This is a genomic window from Bacillus sp. SIMBA_154, assembly GCF_046536015.1.
GTDB classification, from domain to species: Bacteria; Bacillota; Bacilli; order Bacillales; family Bacillaceae; genus Bacillus; species Bacillus pumilus_P.
The window spans coordinates 143,901-168,665 of record NZ_JAWJBV010000003.1; the positions used below are offsets into that span (position 1 = coordinate 143,901).

Below are 24,765 nucleotides of genomic sequence, written 5' to 3' on the forward strand. Positions count from 1 at the left end.
GGTGAGTGTCTTTTATTTCATAGGTGTCTATCTACTAGGAATCATTTTTGCAGGTGCATGGCTGGATAAAGTGAGAAAACAGACGGAGCATGTGCAGCAGATGAATGCTTATCGGCTGATGCCTCCATCTTTCGCAGCACCAATGTTTTATTTATTTTTGTCTGTTGAACTGGTTTGTACTGTTCATTTGTTCATTTGGAACATGTCTCTCGTACCTGCGATTGGTCTTACAGCACTTTTATGTATCTATACTGGAGCGGTCACGTTCAATTTATTGAGAGGGCATCGTGATATTTCGTGCGGCTGTGGAGGTCTTCTTGAAAATGAACGCCTTCATTGGGGGATTGTGATTCGAAATGTGCTGATGCTGGCTCTTGTACTGGGGTTATTTTATGTGCATTCCTATGTAGTGACGATTCCATGGCACTTCAAAATCATTTGTTTTCTAATTGCAGTGGCTGTCTGTTTCATCATAGCGGTCAGTCAAGAAATCATGTTATTCAAGCGAAAGTGGATCAATCAATTTGGATCAATTATAGAAGGAGATAAAATGAAATGACAGATATTTTATTAATCATTGTGTTATTGATTGTCATTGCTCAGCTGGCTGTGGTGTTTCTGCTTGCCCGTTTTATCGGGAAATTTATGAATAAAATAAAAACCCTTGATGGGATTGAGTTGAAGGAAGCAGAAGTGGGTGATCCGGCCCCGCTATTTCGAAACTATACGCATTTAGGGGAAAAGGTGATTTTAAAGGAATATTTGCAAAGCGGGAGAGCCGTGATGCTGTTATTTGTGAATTCTACTTGTATGACGTGCAAAAGCATTTTGGCTGATATGCAGCAGCAAATCTCTAGTGATGATGCTCAGTTCATATTTATTAATGGAGATGAACAAGCGGATGATGCGTCGCTTCTTCAATTGCTGCCGGATCAAGCCGTTTATATGCGCTCTTCACAAATCATGGAGCTGTATGGGGTAACTGTTGTCCCGCAAGCGATTCTCATTGATGAACACGGAATCATCCTGCAAAGAAAATCTCTTCAAAATGCGAAACAGTTTGAACAGCTGTTGCACGTTTCATAAAAAAGCGTCTCTTTGATTTAGAGACGCTGCAACGTGTAGACAAACCCTCGCATTCGCCCGCAGTCCTGCGTGCCGGAGCTTACGAATGTCAAATTCGCTCCGCTGCGTCCTAGATTTCAAAGGTTTTCTATCACGCTGAAGAGAAGACAAAGGGCTAAAATACACATCATTTTAGCCCTTTGTCAACAATCTGAATGGTTAGAGATACTGGTTTTATAATTCTTTTCCTAGTATATCTAAATCGTACCTGCTGCCGTCCATTTCTGCGATGCGTGGCAGGTGTCCCCAAGTCTCAAAGCTGTGTTTTTTAAATAGTCGAATGCTGGCTTCGTTGTGCCCGAAAATAAAGGCAAGCAACGTTCGGATGCCTAATGAGGGCGCCAATTCAATGGCCTCTTGTAAGAAAAGCGATCCTAAGCCTTTTCCTCGATAGTCTTGGTTCAAATAAATACTCAATTCAACGGTTCCGTTGTATGCAGGTCTCCCGTAAAATGTTTCAAAGCTGAGCCAGCCATAGATATTTCCTTCTTCATCTGTTTTTACATAGAGAGGTCTTTTCTCTGAATGATTCAAAAACCATTGCCTGCGGTCTTCAACTGTAACAGGTTCTGTATCGGCGGTCGCTTCTCTTGAAGCAATGGTTGAATTGTAGATATCGACGATCGCTTTGAGGTCATCTTCTGTTGCAATGCGGTTGAAAGTTTTCACAATAAAGTCCCCCATCTTTTTTTCATTCATCATACATATTATCGATGCGATTGCGCAAAATAAAAAGAAAAATGATTTCGTGTGTATATATTTTTTGAAAAGTGTTCAGAATGTTGCTGAGGTGATGAAAAATGAGAGAGGAAGAAAAGAAACGTACTTCCAAAATCACAAAAGTTCAGCAATTTTTCCGTAAGCGCTGGGTATTCCCTGCTATTTACTTGGTCAGCGCAGCGGTCGTGTTAACAGCAGTTCTTTGGTATCAAGCTGTATCAAAAGATGTGAAAGATCAACTATCTGATGGAAATCAAGCAGGACAAGAACAGCGTGATGATGCCGTTGAAGTTGGAAAGCCAATTGAAAATGTTGCAATGCCGGTCCAGAATTCTGATAATGTTTCTGTCGTGAAAAAGTTCTATGAAGCAGATGCTGATCAAAAAGAAAAAGAAGCAGCACTTGTAAACTATAATAACACCTATACCTTAAGCAAAGGTATTGATCTTGCAGATAAAGATGGCAAAGTGTTTGATGTCACAGCTGCTCTTAGTGGAACAGTGGTTCAAGCGAAAAAAGATCCAGTTCTCGGTCATGTCGTTGAAATTGAACATGAAGATGGATTGTCAACTGTTTATCAATCGTTGTCGCAAGTGAGTGTAAAAGAAGGCGATGAAGTGAAGCAGAATGATGTCATCGGTGCTTCAGGTAAAAATCTTTATGGTGCTGAAAGCGGTAACCATGTCCATTTTGAAATTCGTATGGAAGGTTTAGCGCTCAATCCACTTAGCTTCATTGATAAGCCCGTTTCTACTATTGAAAAAGCAGCACAAGAAGTGACGGAAGAAGCAAAAGAACCTGCTCAGCCAAAGGCTGATGAAAAAACGAAGGAACCTGCTGCTGAAGATAAGGCCAAAGAGCCTGCTGGAGAAAAATCTGAAGAAAAGTCTGATGAGAAGGGGAAATCCTCTGATCAAGAAAAGTCTTCAGATTCCTCTAAAGACAGCAGTCAGTTAGAAGAAACAAAACAATCTTAATGTCTTGCAAGATCCTCTGTGTAGATGACTACACAGAGTTTTTTTCTGTCTTAAAAAGATCCTCCGCCAAGCGGCGGAGGATGTACTATAAGGCGGCAGGTCCTTCTTCACCTGTTCGGATGTTAATTGTATTTTCTATTTCATATATAAATATTTTCCCATCCCCTGGTTCGCCTGTGCGAAGTACTTTTTGTGCTGTTTCAACGACCTGTTCGACAGGTACCTTGCTCAGGACGATTTCGATCTTTAATCGTTCGTACACGTTGCTTTCCTTTTTAACGCCGCGGTATAGCTCTGTATGTCCCTTTTGTAAGCCGCAGCCGTGCACATTTGAAAAGGTAATAGAGGTGACACCAATCTTTCCAAGCTCCACCTTTAATGTTTCAAAATTAGCTGGACGTGTGACAATCTCCACTTTATACATTTTGCTCATCGAGACACCCCTTTTTCTTTAATCTTGATATGCTTTTTCGCCGTGCATGGTTAAATCAAGACCCACTGATTCTTCTTCTTCGGTTGCTCGAATCTTGAAGAAGATATTGACGACTTTGATGATCACGTATGTTACAACAGCAACAAAGGCGTAAGTGGCAACAATGGCGACAACTTGCTTCCAAAGTAAGCTTGGATCTCCGTAAAATAAGCCATTGGCTCCGCCATCATTGACAGAGGTTGTTGCGAAAAGTCCTGTTGCAATGCCTCCCCAAGTACCACCAATTCCATGAAGGCCGAATGCATCAAGGGCATCATCATAGCCGAATTTGGCTTTGAGGGAGAAGACTCCCCAGAAACAGACGATCCCGCCAATGATTCCTATAATAATAGAAGCAAATGGAGTAACAAAGCCTGCGGCAGGTGTAATGGCGACAAGACCTGCAATGGCTCCAGAGATGGCGCCAAGCATTGTTGGTTTTTTGTTGATCATCCACTCGACTAATAGCCAGCCGATGATTCCTGCGGCAGCTGCTGTATTGGTGTTAATAAAGGCAAACATGGCGACGCTGTCTAACGTCAGGGCGCTCCCAACGTTAAAACCAAACCAGCCAAACCAGATGACAGCTCCGCCAAGAAGTGTGTAGATCAAGTTATGCGGGGAAGAACTTGCTGCTTCTTTTCGCTTCCCAAGAACAATTGCAATGATTAGACCGGCAACACCGGATGAGATGTGAACCACGTTTCCTCCAGCGAAGTCAAGCGCGCCCATTTCTCCAATCCAACCACCGCCCCATACCCAGTGTGCGACTGGCGCGTATACAAATGTGACCCAAAGGAGTGTAAACACGATCACTGCCGAGTAACGAATACGTTCGGCAAAGGCACCTGAGATGATGGCTGTTGTTAAGACGGCAAAGGTCATTTGGAACATCATGAACAATGAATGTGGGATGGTATCGCTATATGAACCAGGCTCAAAGCCCACGCCTTTTAACCCAACCCATTCAAAGCCCCCGATCCATGCATTGCCTGGCGCAAAAGCCAAGGAATAGCCAAACACGATCCAGACGATCGAGACGATGGCCAGTGATGTTAAGCTGTGCATTGTTGTACTTAACACGTTTTTACTTCTCACAAGTCCCCCGTAGAATAAAGCTAAACCCGGTGTCATTAACCACACGAGTAGTGTGCAGAAGAACATAAATACTGTATCACCCATTTGCATGCTGCATTCCCCCGAATCATTCAGAATTAATTGATTTCTTAATTCTTCATTATAGAGAGAAAAGTCACATATAACATATACATGTAAGTTTATCTAACATGTTTTTTGGTTATGTTCAATATAAATGGATGAAACGTTCGTAAAAAATGAGAAAAAACGTGCGTTGATCACGAAAAATAAAGGTCGTTTGACCTATAAAATGGAGCTGAGAAACAGTTTGGTTCGCTCCTCTTGAGGGGAATCGAACAATTCCGATGGGATCCCTTCTTCGACGATACGTCCTTCGTGCATATAGACGACACGATCGGCGACTTCTTTTGCAAAGCCCATTTCATGTGTAACTATGACCATTGTCATGCCTTCTTTTGCGAGGCTTTTCATGGTTTGCAGCACCTCGCCTACAAGCTCTGGGTCAAGGGCAGACGTAGGCTCGTCAAATAACATGACATCAGGTTTCATGGCGAGAGACCGTGCAATGGCAACACGCTGCTTTTGGCCGCCTGATAGTTTAGAAGGATACACCTTGGCTTTATCCGCAAGTCCGACTTTTTCTAACAAGACTTTGGCTTCAGCGATGGCCTGTGCTTTCTTTGTTTTCTTCACCATCAAAGGCGCTTCGATGATGTTTTCAAGCACAGTTTTGTGCGGAAAGAGATTAAAATGCTGAAACACCATGCCTATTTTTTGTCTCATTTCGTTTAGTTGATCACGCTTTGGTTGAACAGGGCTGCCATCAATGATGATCTGACCGTCATTTTTTATTTCTAAAAAGTTCATACAGCGGAGCAAGGTGCTTTTTCCAGAGCCGCTTGCCCCAATTAAGACGACGACATCATTTTCATACACGGTGAGATCGATATCCTTTAAGACATGAAGATTCCCGAAGTATTTATTGAGTTTTTCAACACGAATGATTTCCTTTGATTCTGTCATGCTTCTCCTCCTAATGGTCACTGACTGAAAGTTTCTTCTCAAAGGTTTGGACAGCGAATGTTAACAGCAGGACAAGAACTAAGTAATAGACAGCCACAACAAGTAAATACGTCATATTGTCAAAGCTGTTGGAGCCTTGAGTGGTGGCTACGTTAAATAGTTCATTGACGCTGATAAAGGCGGCAAGTGATGAGTCTTTTAACCCGATAATGAACTGATTACCGAGAGGGGGAAGGGCGCGCCGCATCGCTTGCGGGAGAATGATACGTCTCATGGTTAAAAAGCGGCCCATTCCAAGAGAACGTCCTGCCTCTTTTTGACCTTGGTCGATTGATTGGATGGCGCCTCTGAATATCTCTGCTATATAAGCACCATTATGAAAGGCAAGCGCAATGGAAGCAGCCCAGAAGTCAGGTATATTTAATTCCGTGAGTCCAAAATATAGGATAAAGATTTGCACAATCAGTGGTGTTCCGCGTACAAGGAAGATATAGGCATTGGCGATATATCCGAAAATCGCGACGCGGGATATTTTCAGTAAAGCAAAGAAGAGCCCAATGAACATACCGATGAAGATGCTGATCACAGTTAGTTGTAAGGTGAGCAGCATCCCCTCTAAGAAAATGCCTCTAGAATCAATCAGCGTCTGAAAAAAGTGTGATAGGGTAGGCAAAATAATCATCTCCATTTGAAGAAAGTGCGCCTGGAAAAGGGCGCACAATCGTGGTTTTAATCCTGTTTAACGGTAATATCTTCGTCAAAATACTTTTCGCTAATTTGTCTTAATGTTCCGTCTTTTTTTAGTGCATCAATCGCATCGTTGATCTCTTCTATGAGCTGTTTATTCTCTTTTGACACAGCGATTGCTTGCTCACTTTGTCCGAGTCTTTCCTGCGCTTCGATTTTTAATTTTTTCTTCATGGCTTCTGCACCTGTGGCAAAATCAGTCACGACCGCATCGTGTTTTCCGTTGGCTAGTGCTTCTAAAGCGACCACATCACTGTCGTAATATTTTGGTTCCTGCCCGCTATGTTCTTTCGCAATATCAGCGTAGGACGAGCCTTTTGATACAGCGATTTCTTTGTCTTTTAAGTCATCAGCACTTTGAATGTCTGCTCCAGGTCTTGTGAAGATTTGCGGACCGGAATAGTAGTAGGGTTTAGAAAAAAGGACGTGTTTTTTTCGTTCCTCATTGATGGTATGACTCGCAACTGCCGCATCAAATTTCCCTGCTTTCACGCCTTCGACAATACCTGCGAATTTATATTTTTTCTGTACAGGCTCGAGACCGAGCTTGTCGCTAATCGCGTTGCCTACATCGATATCAAAGCCGGACATCTCGTTTCCATCCATGTAACTGAATGGGTGAAATTCCCCTGATGCTGCAAAAACAAATTTTCCATCTTCCAAAATCGGCGACCCTTTCGCTGTAGAATTACGTTTATCTCCGTTCCCATTTGTTTCATCTGAACCACACGAAGACAGAAGTAATACTGCAACCGAAAAAAGGGCTGGGACCCAAAACCGTCTTTTTTTAATAATATGCTTCTCCTCCTTTTCAGCCGTTCTCCTATAAGGAGAAAGTAGGCTTTCAAACACGAAATGAATATTACCATCTCTTCCTCATATTCTCAATTTTGTATGTGCTTTTTTAATGTGCTCCCTTTTTAAAATGTATGTCTTGCTGTTCCAAGAGAGAACTTGAATTGATAAGGGTAAAAAAGGGAAATGAATCTCATAATAACGGAAGGATAGGCAAAGAACATGGCATATAACAAAGAGGGGGGTCGGTGTATGAACAAGTGGAGAGACAACCGAAAGGTCTTTTTGACCGCTATTGCCTTTGGAACGATGTTAAATCCACTGAATTCCTCGATGATTTCTTTGGCCTTGCATCAAATTCAGCATGAGTTTGGTTTGTCGTTTACGACCGTATCCTGGCTCATTTCAACTTTTTATTTAGCCAGTGCGGTGACGCAGCCGGTGAGCGGCCGGATTGGGGATCATGTGATGAGCCGGAGAACATTATTTTTATTTGGGTTGGCTCTCGTGGCCATTTCGGCCATTTGTGCCCCTTTTGCCCCGACTTTTGCGGTGCTGATTGTGATCCGGCTGTTGCAGGCGATTGGAAGTAGTGCCATTTATCCTTCGGGTGTTGGACTCATTCGGGATCATATTAAGGAAAGACAGGGATCGGCATTAGCGGTATTGTCCATTTTTGCTTCAGCGATGACAGCACTCGGACCGACGCTTGGCGGGTTTTTGATGACAATCGGCGGCTGGCCGGCTATCTTTTTAGTGAATCTGCCTTTTATTCTGATTAGTTTCTTTCTTGGGCTATCTTTGTTTCCGAAGGAGCAGAAGAAGAGAAAGCTCCGCATAGGAGAGACTGTACGAAAGCTCGATTTGCCAGGGATGCTTCTTTTTACAGCTTGTATTGTACTCCTGCTTTCATTTTTATTATCACTTGCAGATGGTATTCAGTATGTACAGGGCATTCTTTGTCTCCTGAGTGCAGGTGCTTTTATCTGGTGGGAATATCAGGTGGATGAACCGTTTATTCAAATTCGGATGTTTCGCAAGGAGAAGCGGCTGTCATTTGTGTATGTGCAATTTATCATCTTAAATATTTTTTTCTATTGTCTCTTTTTTGGTTTGCCGAGTTATTTCCAAGATGAATTAGGCTGGCGTGTGGAGATGACGGGTCTTTTTATGCTGTGTATGTCTGGGGTGAGCATCATTGTGTCGCCGCTGACAGGAAAGTGGGTGGATCGCGGGGATGAACGACATCCGATTTTAGCAAGCACAGTATTGATGCTGGGTGGAGCTTCTGCGATGACATTCTTTTTTATTCCTGCGCCCTTATGGGGGAAAGGAGTGGTTCTTGCGTTACTTGGACTCAGTTACGGCATTGGGAATGTGGCGCTTCAAGCTGCAATGCTAAAAGCGAGTCCTCAGCAAATGATTGGTACATCCTCCGGGCTTTTTCAAACATGCCGGTACCTTGGTTCCATTCTGTCATCTGCCGTGCTTGGCATGCTGTTTGGTGAGGAAATCGCTGGTTCCCATTTTGAGCAGTTAGGGTGGACGTTAATCATCATTTCTCTTATTGGCATTGGCGTAAGTCTTTATTTTTCAAATATGGTCAGAGGGAGACAGCCAATAAAAAAAGCGGCCGGATAAAGTGGAAGAAGAATCTTCATCACTTTATCGCAAGCCGCTTAAGAATTGGACAGGTCAGAGCCCTGATCCTTTTGCTTCCTTCTGAATATTTTCCCCATCATTGTCTCATAGAACGTCACGATGCGATCAATTGGAGAGTCAAAGAACTTCCATAATTTATTCATGATAAAGACAACCACAATCGATACGACCAAGCTGCCTAAGACATCAAGTGGATAATGGTGCCCGACCCAGATGCGGGAGAACCCTGTAAGTAATCCAAAGACGAGCAAAATGTTGCCGAGCTTTTTATTACGGGATCTAATGGCTAATGAAAGAGCCAGTGCGCCTGTTGTATGGTCACTTGGGAAGGAAGCATCTGCTGAGTGCGGGATGAGTGTGTCGACTTTATGCGCCACAAACGGCCGCTCTTCATAATAAAACAGTGTAATAGCAAAATTGACGATGAGTGCCACGATGCCTGTTACACCGGAGAAGAAGACATGTTTCTTAAATTTGTGATTACCTAAAAACCAGCATATCAATAAGACAAGGGCATACACAAGAATGGCCCTTTTCGTAATGAAAATCATGGCCTGATCTAAAAACTCAGAATGATGAGCCATCCCGTGTATGACTTTAAACAATTCGTAATTCAAAACATCACCTATACCTTCGCTTAACGCCAACTATTTTTCAAACAAGCCTGTATGCTTTATTTGAAATATCCTATATTTTAGCATGTTTCCGGTGAAGTTTAAAACAGAATCCTATTCTGATAGTGAGACCTTTTGTGCTTTTGCTTCTTGGGGTTTTCGTTCGCTCCAGTAAAAAACGCCCATGCTTAGCAAGACAACGATGCCTGCAATGAGATACACATTTGAGAAGTCTGTGAAGCTGACAAGAAGACCAAATACAAATGAACCAGCAGCAATGCCAGTATCATATAGTGTAAAGAAAGTGGCCGTTGCATAGCCCGTACGGTGAGCTGGAGAGTGCTGAATCGCTAGTGTTTGCAAACAAGGCACCAAAGATCCATAGCCAAGGCCAATCACAGCGCCTGATAAAAGAAGCATTGTCGCTGAATGTGTAGCCGTCAGCATCCATAAACCTATTGCAAAAAGGGCAATGGATGGATAGATCACAATGTGAGGTCCTACTCGGTCAAAAAGTCTGCCTGTAAACGGACGTGATCCAAGCATCGCAGCCGCAAAAACAATGAAAAAATAACTGCTTGCATCCATTAGATGAAGTGAATTGGCATAGACTGAAATAAATGAAATGATTGGCGAATAACAGAAGGAAATAATGATTCCGACTGCCGCTGTTTTTAATGCACCTTTTTCAAACAGGTGAGAAAAAGTGAATCGAAAGACGACGCTTCCTCCGTTTTCGGGCTCTGGCTGTCTAATCATGATAGTAAAAGCTGCTCCGATGGTCACGATGATGGAAAAGAGAAGGTATAAGGAATGGAATCCTACTTTTCCTACTTGATTCAGTGCGATAAACGGACCAATGACCACTGCGAGGTTCATTGACATCACAAAGTATCCTAAGCCTTCCCCGCGTTTGTTTTTCGGGATCATATCGGCAGCAATGGCACTCGCTACTGTCGTCAAAATGCTAAAAAAGATTCCTTGTACAAAACGCAGCATGAGCAGCGGTTGGAATTGATCAATCGGAATGTATAAATAAGTGAGTAAGGCAAAAGCCGTTGAAGAGAAAATTGCCATGCGTTTTTTGCCGAATTTCTCAATAATGGCTCCGGAAAACGGTCTCGTCACAATGGCGGATAATAAGAAGACCGTCACAAGGAGTCCGCCCTGTGATTCTGTTCCATTTAGTTCATCCATTGTGTAAATGGGCAACAATGTCAAAAGGGCATAAAAAGAGGTGAATGTAAATAAATTCACCAGGACAATCATGATAAAGTCTCTCGTCCAAATTCGTTCGTTCATGATGTATGTCACTTCCTATTCAGTTGATAATTTGTGTAAAAGGGTATGGAGGAGTTGTTTTTCTTCGTAGGTAAAGTCTGAAAGACATTCTTCTTCAAATTGTTCTATCGTGTGCTTAATTTCTTCAAATCGAGCTTTTGCATCATCTGTCATCACGATGAGATTTTCACGTTTGTCTTTTCCTTGTACGCGCTTCACCCAGCCGTTTGCTTCTAGACGGGTGACGGTTCTGGTAATGGTTGGTGCTTCGACGTTCAAATATGTCCAAATGTCTTTTTGTGTTTTCGGGCCGAATGTATCCAAACAAAAAAGTACAGTCCACTGGGACATGTACAAGTCATAAGCAGCAAGCGCTTCGTTCGCCTTTTTAGACAGCAGCCTGGCGCTTTGATGTATTTGATGTAAACACTCTCTGTTTAACGTATCCATATGCTCACCTTTATTAAATATTTATCTAGGTAAATAAATTCACCTTTTCTATTTTACGTGCTTGATCCATGCTTGTAAAGTGAAAATTTTCGCCACCCGAAATGAATTTTTTATTTTGCCTTTTCTGATAAATCCCTTGTCCCATCTTCATTTTTAGCATATTCCCTATGCAATGCTAATACACTGTTACAAACCTGACAAAGAGAGTGTTTGAGGTGAGGGATCGTGTTTGGCATTTACTACCTAATGGATGAGAAATTACGACGAACAAGCGATGCTAAAAATGGATAATCTTCATACGGATCTCATTTCACACTTCTCACATCCATTTTAGGGAGGTCGAGTGGTGTGCACGATTACATCAAAGAGCGAACAATCAAGATAGGAAAGTATATCGTGGAGACAAAGAAAACCGTTCGTGTTATTGCGAAAGAATTTGGAGTCTCTAAAAGTACTGTACACAAGGATCTAACAGAAAGACTGCCAGAAATTAATCCAGATCTGGCTAATGAAGTGAAGGAGATACTGGATTATCATAAATCAATCCGCCACTTGCGAGGAGGAGAAGCCACCAAGTTAAAGTATAAAAAAGAAGAAATTTTAGAAGGCGAGCCTGTGAAACAGTAAGCTTAGTTCTTTGTTCATAAACATGATATATATATCTTCCTCATATCGGTAGTTTCTAACCACAAATTTTGTAAAGATTTTTGTAAAGAAATATCTTTTTTTCTGCAAATTATGATAGAATATATAATTAGGGCAGAATGTGGTATTTGCTATGGAAACAGATTTTCAAGGAGGATATATATAGATGTTTGCTAGGGATATTGGAATTGATCTTGGTACTGCCAATGTACTGATTCATGTCAAAGGAAAAGGAATTGTGTTGAATGAACCATCTGTAGTAGCACTTGACAAAAATAGCGGGAAAGTACTGGCTGTTGGAGAAGAGGCTAGACGTATGGTTGGACGTACGCCTGGGAATATTGTTGCGATTCGACCATTAAAAGATGGCGTAATTGCTGATTTTGAAGTAACGGAAGCAATGCTCAAGCATTTTATTAACAAATTAAATGTGAAAGGGCTGTTCTCTAAGCCTCGTATGCTCATCTGCTGCCCAACAAACATTACATCTGTTGAGCAAAAGGCGATCAAAGAAGCTGCTGAAAAAAGCGGCGGTAAGCATGTATTTCTTGAAGAAGAGCCAAAAGTAGCAGCAATTGGTGCTGGTATGGACATTTTTCAGCCAAGTGGAAACATGGTCGTAGATATTGGAGGCGGAACGACAGATATTGCTGTCATCTCTATGGGTGACATTGTAACCGCCTCTTCTATTAAAATGGCTGGAGACAAATTTGATCTGGAAATTTTGAATTACATTAAAAAAGAGTACAAGCTGTTGATTGGTGAGCGTACATCAGAGGATATTAAGATCCAAGTTGCAACGGTATTCCCAGACGCACGTAACGAAGAGATTTCGATTCGTGGACGAGACATGGTGACAGGATTACCAAGAACGATTACCGTCACAAGCAAAGAAGTAGAAGAAGCATTACGTGAATCTGTATCTGCGATTGTTCAGGCAGCGAAGCAAGTTCTTGAGAGAACACCGCCCGAATTATCAGCTGATATCATCGATCGCGGAGTCATCATTACAGGTGGCGGAGGTCTTCTAAACGGGCTTGATCAATTGCTCGCAGAAGAGCTGAAAGTACCAGTTTTCGTTGCTGAAAATCCTATGGACTGTGTAGCAGTTGGTACTGGCGTGATGCTTGATAATATGGACAAGCTGCCAAAGCGTAAACTCAGCTAATGATTTCCCTCATTCTTTTTAGAAAGAATGGGGGATTTTTATTAAAGAACCCTGCAAATATGCCGATATATTTCATAGAAGATTGTGTTGAGGTCATGTGAAAGAATCTTAATGAGGTGAGCACGTGTTAAAAGGACTATACACCGCAACATCTGCCATGATCGCTCAAGAGCGGCGGACAGAAATGCTTTCAAATAATATCGCAAATGCAAATACACCAGGGTATAAAGCTGATGAAGGGGCAATGCGGGCGTTTCCAGAGATGCTGCTGAGCCGAATGGAATCAGGACGTTTCCAAGCATCCTCAGGCAAAGGCTTTAATGTCCCGCAACAAACGCCGATTGGTGGAATTAATACTGGGACATATATGCAGGAACTGATCCCTCAATTTACACAAGGAACATTAAAAACAACGGATCAAACAACTGATGTCGCATTAGTAGAAAATAATGTGCCAATCAACCCGGAGACAAATCAAAAATCAGCGCTGTTTTATGCCGTCAACACACCAGAAGGCGTTCGTTATACGAAAAGTAGTTCCATTACATTGAACGCACAAAATCAGTTGACCATTGGTGGCCGTGCCCTTCTTTCAGTGACGGGTCAGCCGATTACAGTTCAGAGTGAGAATTTCAAAGTGAACGCAGATGGTACTGTAAGTGAAAATGGACAAAATCTCGGGCAAATCGATGTACGTGTCGCAATGGACACAAGAAATCTTGCGCGTGAAGGAAATGATTTATACCGTACGGCTGATAACCAGCCCCTGCCAAGTGAAGTAAATAACGGTCAAATGTCCTATACGTTAAGTCAAGGTGTATCAGAGCTGTCGAACGTTGATGTGACAAAATCATATACAGAAATGACAACAGCCTATCGAGCATTCGAAACAAACCAAAAAGTTGTTCAGGCGTATGATAAAAGCTTAGAAAAAGCTGTGAATGAAATCGGAAGAGTATACTAATCAAGAAATGAAAGGGAAAGGAGGATTCTCATGCTTAGAACGATGATTAATGCAGCTGTGTCGATGAACGAGGTGCAAAAGCAGCTTGATATCATCAGTAACAACATTGCCAACAGTGAAACAACAGGATATCGTGCAAAAAACACCCGATTCTCAGAGCTGGTCAGACAGCAGTTTAATCAGGTAGATGAAAAAAATGAGCAGGTGGCAAACAGTCGTCTGACACCTGCTGGGCTACGGCTTGGAACTGGTACAATGGTCAATGCATCCATTAACTCATTGCAAGGCTCTATTAAAGAAACAGGCCGTGATCTTGATGTTGCATTTGGGGCGCCATCGCAGTATTTGCAGGTCAATGCCGGCGGTAATATCCGTTACACAAGAGACGGTTCTCTTTATTTACAGCCAGGCAATAACCGTAACCAAGTTCAGCTGGTTACAAGTGAAGGCCATCCGATTCTTGATGAAAACGGAAATGCGATCGTCTTAAATGCTAATTTTCGTGATATTTCCATTGATAAAAATGGACGGCTCACGGCTATTTCTAGAGATAATCAACCGAATCAGCAGGTGAATCTAGGCGTTGTACAAGTCAATAATTCTTCAGCACTCATCTCTGAAGGAGAGAATTTGTTCTCAGTAGACGGTAATTATCAAGGCGCATTAACGGCACTGAATGGGGCAAACCGCCAAGCCATTCAGCTTCAGCAAGGTGCACTTGAAACCTCAAATGTGGACATGTCTAAAGAATTAACTGATTTAATGACAACACAGCGCTCTTATCAGATGAACTCAAGAACCATTACGATGGGTGATCAGATGCTGGGATTAGTGAATACGATTAGATAATCAGCAGGCTGATGTCAGCCTCTCATGATAAAAAAGGCGGCTCTCTCAAAGTCGCCCTTTTTTTTATAAAAATCTGAGACATCTGCAAGTAGATCCTCAAGATCAATCCAGGCTTCTTTTCGTTCAAGACATGTGACGAGCGTGGCAATCTGCTCATCTGCTTTGGGCGTTTCGCTGTAGAGAAGGAATAGGATTTGGAACTTGATTCTTAATATATCAAACTGAGAAGCAACCGCTTCTTTTAGCCCTTTTTGTATATATTTCATTCCTTCATCTGTTAAATTTTCTTTAAAACAGGAACGCACAGTTTCGTAGAGACACGATACGTAGGAGTGCGCGGACTTCCGGTATGCTGGGAGACGAAGCGCTTTTTTAAAGTATTCTAGTGCTACCTTATGGCGGTTTTGTCTTGATTGAATAAAACCAGCATCATAATAAACGATTCCAAGCAGTTCTTGGTCATCAATCATTTTCACGTATTCGATAATCTCAATGAAAATAGCTTCTGCTTCCTCATATTTCTTTTGGTCGCTAAAGTTAAGGGCGAGCACAATTTTACAACGATAAATGCTATGGATATCCCCGTGCTTGGCGAAGATATCCATGGCTTTTTGAATATGACGAATCGATAACAACGAGTAGCGGTTGTTATAATAAACACCACTTGTACGAAAATGGAATTCTGCTTCCTCCAGCTCATCGTTTAGTAAGGGAAGGCGTCCTTCTGCCTTTTCAAGATAATGAATGGCGTCATTTTGATCGCTGTTTAAAGATTCGTATAGTCCGAGAAAGAAGTAAAAATAATATTGCAGTTCTTCGTTCATTTGATCCTTATGGAGCATCAGTTCATGTTTGAGTTTTTCTAAGTCCTCTGTCTGATTCATCCAGAGCTGATGACGGAATAGCATGAGTTGATAATGTAAATAAAGCTCCAGTTTCTTTGATAATTTACGTTTATGTTTTGATAGAGTTGTTTTGATATCTTCAGCCTTCGAAAAATGTCGATGCTTTAGCATTGTATACCACGAATGGAGAAGTTTTTTAATGGATTTATCGCTCATAAAATTCATTTTTACCCTCTTATTCAATCAATGATGTAATATATATTACCATATTTGTGAAAAAACAATGAGTGTAGTGTGGATTATATTTGATGACAATTGGTAATGGTAGATTCTATTTTTTACCATAAATGTGGAGTGGATATTGAAAAATGACAGCATTCATAATATACTTTGATAGGAATCAAATGAAGATCAGCCATATAGAAAAGAAGGAGAGATCAAGATATGCTTGATGCTCAGCAAATTCAAGAGATTATTCCACACCGTTACCCATTCTTATTGGTCGACCGTATTTTAGAGGTTGAAGGTGAGAAAAAAGCGGTTGGGATTAAAAATGTCACAGTCAATGAAGAATTCTTTAACGGTCATTTCCCAGGATATCCAGTCATGCCGGGTGTACTTATTGTGGAAGCACTCGCACAGGTTTTTGGAGTGATTATGTTAGGCAAAGAAGAAAACAAAGGGAAGATTGGTTTATTCGCAGGGATTGACGGCTGCCGATTCAAAAGACAGGTCAAGCCTGGAGATCAGCTTCGTTTAGAGGTTGAAGTGACGCGTCTCCGTGGTCCTGTCGCAAAAGGAAAAGCGGTAGCTACAGTAGATGGCGAAGTTGCATGTGAAGCAGAACTTACATTTTCTATCGGTCCTAAAGTATCATGATTTGCCTGGCGGTTCATCTTGCATGAACCGCTTTTTATATGGGAAAGCTCAGTCTGAAAGGATCAGGACTTGCATTTTTGACAAAAAAACGTCATATTAGACAAAAAAAGATGAAGGTGATAAAGGATGCTGAAAGAATTTAGAGAGTTTGCAGTCAAGGGGAATGTCATTGACTTGGCTGTAGGTGTCATCATTGGGGGAGCATTTGGCAAAATTGTCACTTCTCTTGTGAATGATTTGATCATGCCGCTTGTCGGTATTATTATTGGGGGGCATGATTTTAGCGATTTAGCCATTAAAATCGGAGATGCTCAAATTTTGTATGGTAACTTCATTCAAACAGTGGTTGATTTCTTGATTATCTCGTTTTCCATTTTTATCTTTATACGTTATTTGAATAAATTAAAACGGAAAAAGGTAGAGGAAGAAGAGGTTGTGGAAACACCAGATCAAACAGAAGTTTTACTAACTGAAATTAGAGATCTATTGAAAAATCAAAGCCAATCTAAAGATGTGCAATAGAAAAAAAGCGGCTAACCCCGCTCTCAGCGTGTAGACAAACCCTCGCATTCGCCCGCAGTCCTGCGTGCCGGTGCTCACGAATCGTTCATTCGCTTCGCTCCGATACTCGTCCTTCCTAGACTTCAAGGGCTTTCTATCACGCTGAAAAGAACAAAAGGCTAAAATAAAGTTCATTTTAGCCCTTTGTCATCAACAATCTGAGAGCGGCTGATCCGCTCTTTTTTATGTGTTTTGTTTAAAAGCATCCAGCAGTTTTTCTCCTGAAAGCCCCTCTTTGACGAGGTCTTTTAATACTTCTTCGGTTTCTGTTCTGTAACGATTTGTAATCATTTTACCATCGAGTAACACAGAAATGTTTTCTTCTAAGGCAACGATGTTTTTGACTTGGACAGATAGATGAACAGGGCGGTTGTTTTCTTTTGTGATCGTCACGAGAATCTTCACTTCTGTGTGCTGCTGAAAGAGCACCTCAAACACTTGTCTATGCTTCTTTGGAATGAGTGCCTCGATCATCCAGTGATTTTCACCGTCTTCTTTATTAATGATTAAACCGTCACGAAGGGGAATGCTGGACATTTTATCTTGCTTTGGATCAAGTTCGATTTTGAGATCAATCAGCCTAAAGGTTTTCATATTTATCACCTCACAACGTTCATTATTCGTAAGTATCATTATAGCATACAACATCTGTATAAATGAAACCGCTGCCTACTCAGAACTAGCTGTATATAAGTGAAAGGAGATGTTTTATGGAGTCCTATCAACTGCGAAAAATACATATTGGCGAGAAGAAGGAAAAAAGCAATATGCGAGTATATTCATGGGGAGACATTCTTTCATTTTGCGATGTGTACATGGAAGAAGGCGAGTCTCTCACTTTTCAATACGTCACAGAGGATCAAATGGACTGCTTTGAATTTCAATTGTCGATTCATGACGGGCGGCTTTGTTTTTATTGGTTTGCGTGGGACGGATCTGATTATATTCACATGCCTTCTAGTAATTGGATTCACTCAGATATTTTTTATCAATTTATGAAAAATAAGTATTTCGTCAAACAAAACAAGATGATGTTTTATACTCAAGCGGTAAAAAACAAAAATTAAAGAGGGAATAGAGAATTTGAAGGGCGATTTTGTCATTTTCATGTTTTGTCACATACGACTTTTCTCAGTAGACTAGGGGCAGTTGACAGGAAAGGAGGCCAGTCTTAAATCAAAAGGTAAACGTCTAGCACCTAATAGCCCCCCTCTAGCTAAAGCTGATAGACGTTGCCTAGTGCAAATGAACACTGCGTAATAGAACCGATGCTTCTTTGTATAGGTCATGTGTCCCCTATCATCCCCTTATGTGTATCCGGTCATGTTTCATGGCCGGGTACCCTTTTATTCATTGATAAGCCGATCATCCCTTGCGAATAGTGGATACTCATTTCATAATGATGATGGATATGATCAATGGTATATCAATTGAAAATGCAGACAAAAAAGGAGAGAACGATGACAAACATTCAATTAATCGCAACGGATTTAGACGGTACTTTATTGAACAGTGAACACAAAGTGAGTCAGGAAAACGAGCAGGCATTAAAGGAAGCAGCAGTGAACGGGATTGAGGTTGTCGTTTCAACAGGAAGAGCGTATTTTGATGTGAAGTCTATTTTTGATCAGCTTGGTATGAATACGTGGGTGATTAGTGCAAATGGAGCTGTGATTCATGATCCAAGTGGACAAGTGTATCACTCAGCTGATTTACAAGAAGAAAAGGCCAAACACATATTATCATGGCTTGAGGAACGTGACTATTACTATGAAGTCTTTACGAATGAGGCCATTTTCACACCGAATCATGGCAGAGAGCTTCTTGCGATCGAAATGGATCGTTTAAAAAGTGCAAATCCAGAAACGGATCAAAGTGTTCTAAAGCAAGCGGCAGAAGTTCAATACAGCCAGTCGGGTTTTGCCTATATTGATACATATGAAGAATTGTTTCGTGAGGATCAAAAGCTTTCATTTTACAACATTTTAGGCTTCTCTTTCTTTCAAGATAGACTGAAAGCCGGATGGGATACATTTGGACATGATTCAGAGTTAACTGTGGTCAGTTCGGCTGATCATAACTTTGAGATTGGTTCAAAGGATGCGTCTAAAGGGCAGGCATTAACAAGGCTGGCAGAAAGGCTTGGTGTCCCTTTAAGCCAGACAGCAGCTGTAGGAGACAGTTTAAATGACGAATCGATGCTTCAAGCAGCTGGTCTTGGGGTTGCGATGGGTAATGCAAGAAAGGATATAAAAGAAATAGCTGATCACGTCACGTTAACAAATGATGAACATGGTGTGGCGCATATGATTCGACATCTTTTGAAATAGACGAATCGGATGTATTTGTATAAATCACATAGGATAAAGCGCATTCTACAAAAGAGGAATTCAGAACTACTTCTATTTACACCTGCTGTGGAACATCATATAATTTAAATATGAATATAACCCGCTTGTAAGGAAATTAAGGAGAGTAAACGAATGGCGCTGGAATCTTATAAGTCCGAAAATCTTCATTTAATCAAGGAAGCCTTAGACTATACTCAGGTTGGCCTGACGGTGACGGACCCGTCTTTACCTGATAATCCTTTAATATATGTGAACAAGGGCTTTTTAGATATGACAGGCTATCAAGAAGCAGAAGTACTAGGGAAGAATTGTCGTTTCCTTCAAGGAGATGAAACTGAGCAAATCGCTTTAAAGCAAATTAGAACAGCCATTGAGAACAAAGAGGCTGTCACTGTTCAGCTGAAAAATCACAAAAAATCTGGACAAATGTTTTGGAACGAGTTAAGTGTGGCTCCTCTTTGGATTGATGAGAATGAAGGAAAACGTCTTTATTTCGTTGGTCTGCAAAAAGATGTTACGAAAGAGAAGGAACAGCAGGAGCTTCTTGAGCAATCGATTGATGAAGTGCTCAATATTTCTGTCCCTATTGTTCCGGTGAAGGATGGTATCTCTGTGTTACCGATCATTGGTACGTTAACAGCGCCAAGATTTGATAAAATCATCTCAACGGTCTCCACCTATATCTCTCAATCCAAGGATGATTATTTTATTGTGGATCTGTCTGGTTTATTAGAGGTGGATTCATTTGTGGCAGATGCGATCTTTAAGCTGAACGATTTGATTTTAATGACTGGCACTGAACTGATTGTGACAGGAATTAAACCAAATCTTGCGATGAAAATGGGAGAAATGAAAGAGGACTTCCGTGATTTGAATACGTATATGAACGTGAAATCTGCATTGAAAAAGCTGCAAATTTAACAATCTTCTATCATGAATTGAAATTAAAAAAGAGGACTTTTCATCAAGCTTGAGAAAAGTCCTCTTTTGCTGTGATTAAGATGATTGAGCTGCCGCACTTAATGTGAATAAATCTTCTAGTTCGTTCGTCGATAGCTCTGTAATCCAGCTTTCACTTTGGATAATTTGATCATTTAATGTTTGTTTTGTTTCGAGCATTTGATCGATTTTCTCCTCGATTGTGCCGGTTGTAATCATCTTATGGACGTGAACAAATCGTTTTTGTCCAATACGATAAGCACGGTCTGTCGCTTGGTTTTCCACAGCAGGATTCCACCATCTATCGTAGTGAATGACATGATTTGCGGCGGTTAAGTTAAGCCCTGTTCCTCCTGCTTTTAAAGAAAGAATTAAGATGTTGAACTCTTTCTTCTGGAAGCGTTCCACCATTTTGTCCCGCTCCTGTTTTGATAAGCTGCCATTTAAAAATTGAACAGGTTCTCCAAACATCTTCTCCGCTAGCTGCTTGATCATGTTGCCCATTTCAATATACTGCGTAAAGATGAGGCAGCTTTCACCTTGTTCATGTATCGCTTTTAACAGCTCTGCTAATTTATCCATTTTTAATGAACGTTTCAGCAGCTTCACATCTGTCCCGCTTTCTTTTAAATAGAGAGCAGGGTGATCGCAAATCTGTTTGAGTCTGCCGAGCATACTTAAAATAATGGCTTTCCTCTGCATCCCTGTTAATGAAGCCATATGTTCAAATGTATCCTTGACGAGCTGCTCATATAAAGAAGCCTGCTCAGCGGATAGTGGGATGAATTCTTTTTCTTCTAGTTTCTCAGGCAGATTCAGAGCGACCTCTTCATCTTGTTTTGTTCGTCTTAATAAGAAAGGCTTGATCAGCTGCTGCAGCTGATCAATTCTTTTTTCTTCACGATCTTTTTCAATCGGAAGAACGAATTTCTTATGAAAGCTGGTCAGGCTGCCGAGATACCCTTTGTTGACGAAGTCGAAAATGGACCAAAGCTCCGTCAAGCGGTTCTCCATCGGTGTTCCGCTGAGGGCAATGTGATGCAGCCCTTTTAATTGCCTAATCGCTCTCGATTGTTTCGTATGGGCATTCTTGATGTTCTGGGCTTCGTCTAAACAAATGGTATTCCACTTTGCTGATGTTAATTCATCGCGATCAGAATGTGAGAGCCCGTAAGACGTCAGGACAATATCTGTTGACTCGTAAGCTTTTGTAAAGTTCTCCCCTTGTGGACGTGATGGCCCGTAATGCAAGGCGACACTCAAATGTGGTGCAAATGTTTCAAGCTCTCGTTGCCAGTTTCCTAAAACAGAGGTCGGCGCAATGATGAGAGATGGAGCGGTCGTTTGCTGCTGCTCCTTCAAATAGGTGAAATATGCGATCATTTGAATTGTTTTTCCAAGTCCCATATCATCTGCTAAACAAGCCCCGAACCCATGAGATCTTAAAAATAAAAGCCAGTTCACACCGTGCTGCTGATACGGACGCAGTGTGCCTTTAAAGGACTCACTCATTTTGTAAGAAGGCAGCTCATGTGTATCATTTAACTGATGGACCAGCCCTCTTAATTGAGATGAAAGTTCAAATTGAATATGGGCAAATGACGAACTATCTAAAAGCTCTGGGATGGCTTCGGAGGATGCCTCTTGATCTGCCAGTTCACGTGACAAGATATCAGACATGTGAAGTCCTTCATTTTCGGCACGCTCCATCCATTTTTTCATTTGCTGGATGAAGGTCGGATCTATTTTTATCCATTGCCCGCGAATATTGACAAGGCGGCGTTTACTTTGAACAAGCTCGTTGAACTCATCTTCTGTCAGCTCGATGCCGTTAGTCGCAAAGCGCCAATTAAAGTCCATTAAGGCATCCATTCCGACATGCGATTCGCCTCGTGGTGTTGAGGAAATCCTTGCTTTTAGCATCATCGTGCTTTCCTTTACGATTTGCCACCATGATGGGAGCAGAATCTCAATCCCCATATTCACAAGTGTTTCACTTGCTTCAGATAGGAAGAGCCATGCTTCTTCTTCTGACATGAGCGTCGTGCCAGATGTGAAAGAGAGCCAAGGAACAATTTGACTGAATCGCTCCAGCTCTCGTGAGATTTTTTCTTCATACGGACGCCAGGATCTTTTTAATGATCGGATGCCTTCAAAGAAGTGAAGATCGCTGTTTTTCTTATCACGTAAAAACAATTCGATTTTCCAATCATCCCCGTCGTATTCCGGCTCATTTAAGCGGAGGCCGACAGTGAAAGGTGTCTCATCATCAATCCAGCCAATCGTCTCCAAAAAATCCTGCTCATCTAAAAAATGCCCTTGAAAGGATGAGAGCGCAGGCGATTGTGCAGTCATGCGGTTCCATTTGTGCTGCAGGGCATCATCATATTGAATGTAATCCTGTACAGCAAAGGAGAACCAATCAGCCGTATAGCCATCTAATATGCCTTCTTTGTCTTTAAACCGAAGTACACCTTCTGTCCATGCCTCGTAATCGGGAACGAAATCTTCATCCTCGATGAATTCGTAAATGGTAGAGGCTGTTTTCATAAGCGGCTCGGTTTCATCCGTTAATGTCACGTGACTAAAGGTATTAAATGAATTTTTTCCTAGCAGTTCAACGGTCATCCAAGGGCTTAACAGGAAGGCAGGTGTGCCAATAAAGCTCACATCTTCTAAGAACGTTCCGTAAAAAGAAGATTCGTGCCATTGGAAAAGCTGTCTTTTCATTTCATTAAGCGGAACAGGGTGTCCGTCCTCTGCTTGCGCTGAAATGGTGAAAGAGAAATCTTCTGTTTGTTCTGCATGAATGACAATTTGTTTATGGCGTGTCATCAATTAATTTTCCTTTCTTCATTTCCTCTTGGAACGCTCGCAGCCGTTTCGTTGAATCTTGCAGCTGCTTCACATATCTTTCCCAAATCGCGGTTTTTTTCGTTTTATGATAAAGCGTACGCAGTTTTTTGAGCATTTTCACAGACTCTCGATAGGCACTTCGATTCTTTTGATCGAGAAGCAGTGAGATTTCACGGTGGTAAGATGGAATGAGCGCTTCAGGCTCCTCTTTTGCAATCTGTTTGATCAGTTCCTTTTCCAATTCACTGATGGAGAAACCAACAAGGCTGTGAATCTCAATCCATTCTGCATATCGCTGCTGTGCATATAAAAGCTGACTATATTCAGTAAAAGCATAGGGCATGCAGATTTGGAGGTAGCGTTCATATAAATGATGATCCTTCGTCTGCTTAAAGTACGCATCTAAATAAAAGAAGAAATCACTGACGGCTGCTCGCAGTTCTCTGTAGGAAAGATCCAGCTGGCAATATTCTTCTAATACATAGGAGATCTCGTTATACCAAAGCTTGAGTCGTTTCCAGTCCTTGCGGTTGGTGAGATCCATCAGCCAATTGAGCACATTTGGCAGTATATGTGCATTGAGCAGCTGTAATTGCTGAAAGAGCTTTTCGTCTTCTTTGAGCAAATAATCCATGTGCATGAGCCCGATGGTACGTTCAACCGTTTGTTCTTGCTGCTGAGCGTTCTTGAGTAATTGTGTTTCTTTTTTGACCCATTTCCCTCTATTTAATATGGTTCCCCAAATCTCCATAAAGACCGCTACTCGTTCATGCTGGAAAGGTCCGCTTATTTGAAGAAGTGTCCGAACGGCAGTTGGTGTGTTTTCAAGAAACGGATCGAGGGAAAAGGAAAGGGCGTATGTCTTCAAATGATCCACTGAATCAAAAATGGTGTTCATGAGCTGTTCTACATATGGATTCATGGAATAAAAGTCCTTTTCGGCATCGAGCCGGCCGAGGTCAATAAGCTCATGGAGCCGTAACCACACATCAATGGACGTATGAATCGCATACAAACTCTTGAATTCAGGTGAAGTGGGTGCGTGTTTTTTCAGGATCGATAAATAGCCGTAATACAAATGCTGTGGTGTTTGCTGATGCTTCGGTGTCCGTTTCAGCCAGAGATTAAATTCATCCTGGAAAAAAGTCAGCCAGCTTTGGAGTGATTGTTCGTCTGGGCGCTTCACTTGGAAGTGCTGTCGAATCAATTCTTTGCTGCGCTGTAACTCATCCTGTTCTGACCAATTTTCTGTAAAGCCGGTCACACTCTCTACTTGAGCGTATAGCGAAAAGAAGACAGCGAGGATGTGTTTACAAAGTCCTTCAGCTGGACATGAGCAGCTGCTTCTCACTGGAAACAGCACATGAAAGTGGACTCTTGCTGCCACGACATCATGTACATAAGCTGACCATTCGGTATCAGACTCTTGCTTGAGACGATATACGCTGTCCTGTCTATAAGTAATCAATGCTTTTTTGATGAGTTGTTTGTTTTCATCTGTCGCAGGAAGAAGTTCTTTGATCTGTTCGGCTGTTTGTTTGACTTCTTCTTCGTTGAAGTTGTGCTGAAGCATTTGATCCGCTCCTAACCAAGTAAAAGATTCCAATTCTTTTATTATAGCTCAATGGTGATTTATAAAAAAGTTTTTCATGAAAATGGTCATAAATTTTAAAAGCTGTCGAATGATGTATTAGAGTATTGCATAAACCAACCTTACAGCATATAATAATGAAATTAGTGGAAT

General features: G+C 41.5%; 25 protein-coding genes and 1 pseudogene. 13 read left to right on the forward strand and 13 right to left on the reverse strand.

All coding sequences use genetic code 11. From position 1 onward, the window contains the following. Position 1 precedes the first annotated feature (1 nt). Both R0K30_RS07195 and R0K30_RS07200 read left to right on the forward strand, forming a co-directional pair. Positions 2-559 (forward strand): MauE/DoxX family redox-associated membrane protein, encoded by a 558-nt coding sequence (locus R0K30_RS07195; RefSeq protein WP_256499069.1) that lies wholly within the window; start codon positions 2-4, stop codon positions 557-559. Then, positions 556-1,086 carry a TlpA family protein disulfide reductase gene (locus R0K30_RS07200; RefSeq protein ID WP_256499068.1) on the forward strand — a complete coding sequence of 177 codons (531 nt, stop codon included), beginning with the start codon at positions 556-558 and terminating at the stop codon, positions 1,084-1,086. The genes R0K30_RS07195 and R0K30_RS07200 overlap by 4 nt, the downstream gene beginning before the upstream one ends. A 213-nt stretch (positions 1,087-1,299) precedes the next feature. On the opposite strand, the gene R0K30_RS07205 is transcribed toward R0K30_RS07200, so the two are convergent. Then, the gene (locus R0K30_RS07205) at positions 1,300-1,809 is read right to left on the reverse strand and encodes a GNAT family N-acetyltransferase (RefSeq protein ID WP_410609823.1); all 510 of its coding nucleotides are present in this window, start codon (positions 1,807-1,809) and stop codon (positions 1,300-1,302) included. A gap of 116 nt (positions 1,810-1,925) precedes the next feature. On the opposite strand from R0K30_RS07205, the gene spoIIQ reads away from it, so the two are divergent. Continuing rightward, on the forward strand, positions 1,926-2,822 hold the full coding sequence (gene spoIIQ, locus R0K30_RS07210; RefSeq protein ID WP_099726480.1) for a stage II sporulation protein SpoIIQ: 897 nt from the start codon (positions 1,926-1,928) through the stop codon (positions 2,820-2,822). A gap of 85 nt (positions 2,823-2,907) precedes the next feature. Here the strand turns inward: spoIIQ and R0K30_RS07215 are convergent, their stop codons facing one another. From R0K30_RS07215 to R0K30_RS07235, 5 genes and pseudogenes are all read right to left on the reverse strand, one after another. Further along, positions 2,908-3,255, reverse strand: coding sequence for a P-II family nitrogen regulator (locus tag R0K30_RS07215; protein WP_007497589.1), 348 nt, complete (start codon positions 3,253-3,255; stop codon positions 2,908-2,910). A gap of 18 nt (positions 3,256-3,273) precedes the next feature. Continuing rightward, the gene (locus R0K30_RS07220) at positions 3,274-4,482 is read right to left on the reverse strand and encodes an ammonium transporter (protein WP_099726479.1); all 1,209 of its coding nucleotides are present in this window, start codon (positions 4,480-4,482) and stop codon (positions 3,274-3,276) included. 192 nt (positions 4,483-4,674) lie between these two features. Next, complete coding sequence (locus R0K30_RS07225) at positions 4,675-5,415, reverse strand: amino acid ABC transporter ATP-binding protein (protein ID WP_099726478.1); 741 nt, start codon at positions 5,413-5,415, stop codon at positions 4,675-4,677. Between the two features lie 10 nt (positions 5,416-5,425). Then, complete coding sequence (locus R0K30_RS07230; RefSeq protein ID WP_099726477.1) at positions 5,426-6,103, reverse strand: amino acid ABC transporter permease; 678 nt, start codon at positions 6,101-6,103, stop codon at positions 5,426-5,428. A gap of 41 nt (positions 6,104-6,144) precedes the next feature. After that, positions 6,145-7,031, reverse strand: a pseudogene (locus R0K30_RS07235) (transporter substrate-binding domain-containing protein). Positions 7,032-7,209: 178 nt separating this feature from the next. Here R0K30_RS07235 and R0K30_RS07240 point away from each other — a divergent pair. Continuing rightward, the gene (locus tag R0K30_RS07240) at positions 7,210-8,598 is read left to right on the forward strand and encodes an MFS transporter (protein ID WP_230030632.1); all 1,389 of its coding nucleotides are present in this window, start codon (positions 7,210-7,212) and stop codon (positions 8,596-8,598) included. A gap of 38 nt (positions 8,599-8,636) precedes the next feature. Here the strand turns inward: R0K30_RS07240 and R0K30_RS07245 are convergent, their stop codons facing one another. The 3 genes from R0K30_RS07245 to R0K30_RS07255 form a co-directional block, all read right to left on the reverse strand. After that, entirely contained in the window at positions 8,637-9,236 is a 600-nt protein-coding gene (locus tag R0K30_RS07245; RefSeq protein ID WP_410609828.1) for an undecaprenyl-diphosphatase, read from the reverse strand. Positions 9,237-9,347: 111 nt separating this feature from the next. Next, complete coding sequence (locus tag R0K30_RS07250; protein WP_410609830.1) at positions 9,348-10,535, reverse strand: MFS transporter; 1,188 nt, start codon at positions 10,533-10,535, stop codon at positions 9,348-9,350. 15 nt (positions 10,536-10,550) lie between these two features. Further along, positions 10,551-10,964, reverse strand: coding sequence for a MarR family winged helix-turn-helix transcriptional regulator (locus R0K30_RS07255; protein WP_099726473.1), 414 nt, complete (start codon positions 10,962-10,964; stop codon positions 10,551-10,553). A 348-nt stretch (positions 10,965-11,312) separates the two neighbouring features. On the opposite strand from R0K30_RS07255, the gene spoIIID reads away from it, so the two are divergent. The 4 genes from spoIIID to R0K30_RS07275 all read left to right on the forward strand — a co-directional run bounded on the left by spoIIID (position 11,313) and on the right by R0K30_RS07275 (position 14,590). After that, positions 11,313-11,591, forward strand: a complete 279-nt coding sequence (gene spoIIID, locus R0K30_RS07260) for a sporulation transcriptional regulator SpoIIID (RefSeq protein ID WP_008343327.1) — start codon at positions 11,313-11,315, stop codon at positions 11,589-11,591. 184 nt (positions 11,592-11,775) lie between these two features. Beyond that, positions 11,776-12,777 carry a cell shape-determining protein Mbl gene (mbl, locus tag R0K30_RS07265; protein ID WP_034318394.1) on the forward strand — a complete coding sequence of 334 codons (1,002 nt, stop codon included), beginning with the start codon at positions 11,776-11,778 and terminating at the stop codon, positions 12,775-12,777. 124 nt (positions 12,778-12,901) lie between these two features. After that, positions 12,902-13,741 (forward strand): flagellar hook-basal body protein, encoded by an 840-nt coding sequence (locus R0K30_RS07270; RefSeq protein WP_410609833.1) that lies wholly within the window; start codon positions 12,902-12,904, stop codon positions 13,739-13,741. 30 nt (positions 13,742-13,771) lie between these two features. After that, positions 13,772-14,590, forward strand: a complete 819-nt coding sequence (locus R0K30_RS07275) for a flagellar hook-basal body protein (RefSeq protein ID WP_099726471.1) — start codon at positions 13,772-13,774, stop codon at positions 14,588-14,590. A 14-nt stretch (positions 14,591-14,604) separates the two neighbouring features. Here R0K30_RS07275 and R0K30_RS07280 read toward each other — a convergent pair whose 3' ends face one another. After that, positions 14,605-15,660 (reverse strand): tetratricopeptide repeat protein, encoded by a 1,056-nt coding sequence (locus R0K30_RS07280; protein ID WP_099726470.1) that lies wholly within the window; start codon positions 15,658-15,660, stop codon positions 14,605-14,607. Positions 15,661-15,879: 219 nt separating this feature from the next. On the opposite strand from R0K30_RS07280, the gene fabZ reads away from it, so the two are divergent. Then, on the forward strand, positions 15,880-16,314 hold the full coding sequence (fabZ, locus tag R0K30_RS07285; RefSeq protein WP_099726469.1) for a 3-hydroxyacyl-ACP dehydratase FabZ: 435 nt from the start codon (positions 15,880-15,882) through the stop codon (positions 16,312-16,314). 126 nt (positions 16,315-16,440) lie between these two features. Continuing rightward, positions 16,441-16,836 (forward strand): large conductance mechanosensitive channel protein MscL, encoded by a 396-nt coding sequence (gene mscL, locus R0K30_RS07290; RefSeq protein ID WP_230030635.1) that lies wholly within the window; start codon positions 16,441-16,443, stop codon positions 16,834-16,836. A 222-nt stretch (positions 16,837-17,058) separates the two neighbouring features. Here mscL and R0K30_RS07295 read toward each other — a convergent pair whose 3' ends face one another. Further along, positions 17,059-17,469 (reverse strand): YwpF-like family protein, encoded by a 411-nt coding sequence (locus tag R0K30_RS07295; RefSeq protein ID WP_003215215.1) that lies wholly within the window; start codon positions 17,467-17,469, stop codon positions 17,059-17,061. A gap of 116 nt (positions 17,470-17,585) precedes the next feature. Here R0K30_RS07295 and R0K30_RS07300 point away from each other — a divergent pair, with 116 nt between their 5' ends. The 3 genes from R0K30_RS07300 to ytvA all read left to right on the forward strand — a co-directional run bounded on the left by R0K30_RS07300 (position 17,586) and on the right by ytvA (position 20,147). Beyond that, positions 17,586-17,942, forward strand: coding sequence for a hypothetical protein (locus R0K30_RS07300; protein ID WP_099726467.1), 357 nt, complete (start codon positions 17,586-17,588; stop codon positions 17,940-17,942). Between the two features lie 402 nt (positions 17,943-18,344). Next, the gene (locus R0K30_RS07305) at positions 18,345-19,205 is read left to right on the forward strand and encodes a Cof-type HAD-IIB family hydrolase (protein WP_410610102.1); all 861 of its coding nucleotides are present in this window, start codon (positions 18,345-18,347) and stop codon (positions 19,203-19,205) included. Between the two features lie 153 nt (positions 19,206-19,358). Then, complete coding sequence (gene ytvA, locus R0K30_RS07310; protein WP_099726465.1) at positions 19,359-20,147, forward strand: YtvA family blue-light photoreceptor; 789 nt, start codon at positions 19,359-19,361, stop codon at positions 20,145-20,147. Positions 20,148-20,222: 75 nt separating this feature from the next. On the opposite strand, the gene R0K30_RS07315 is transcribed toward ytvA, so the two are convergent. Together R0K30_RS07315 and R0K30_RS07320 are read right to left on the reverse strand one after the other, a co-directional pair. Further along, complete coding sequence (locus R0K30_RS07315) at positions 20,223-23,000, reverse strand: DEAD/DEAH box helicase (RefSeq protein ID WP_410609837.1); 2,778 nt, start codon at positions 22,998-23,000, stop codon at positions 20,223-20,225. Continuing rightward, on the reverse strand, positions 22,987-24,594 hold the full coding sequence (locus tag R0K30_RS07320) for an SWIM zinc finger family protein (protein WP_410609839.1): 1,608 nt from the start codon (positions 24,592-24,594) through the stop codon (positions 22,987-22,989). Before R0K30_RS07320 ends, R0K30_RS07315 begins: the two co-directional genes overlap by 14 nt. Positions 24,595-24,765: the final 171 nt, after the last annotated feature.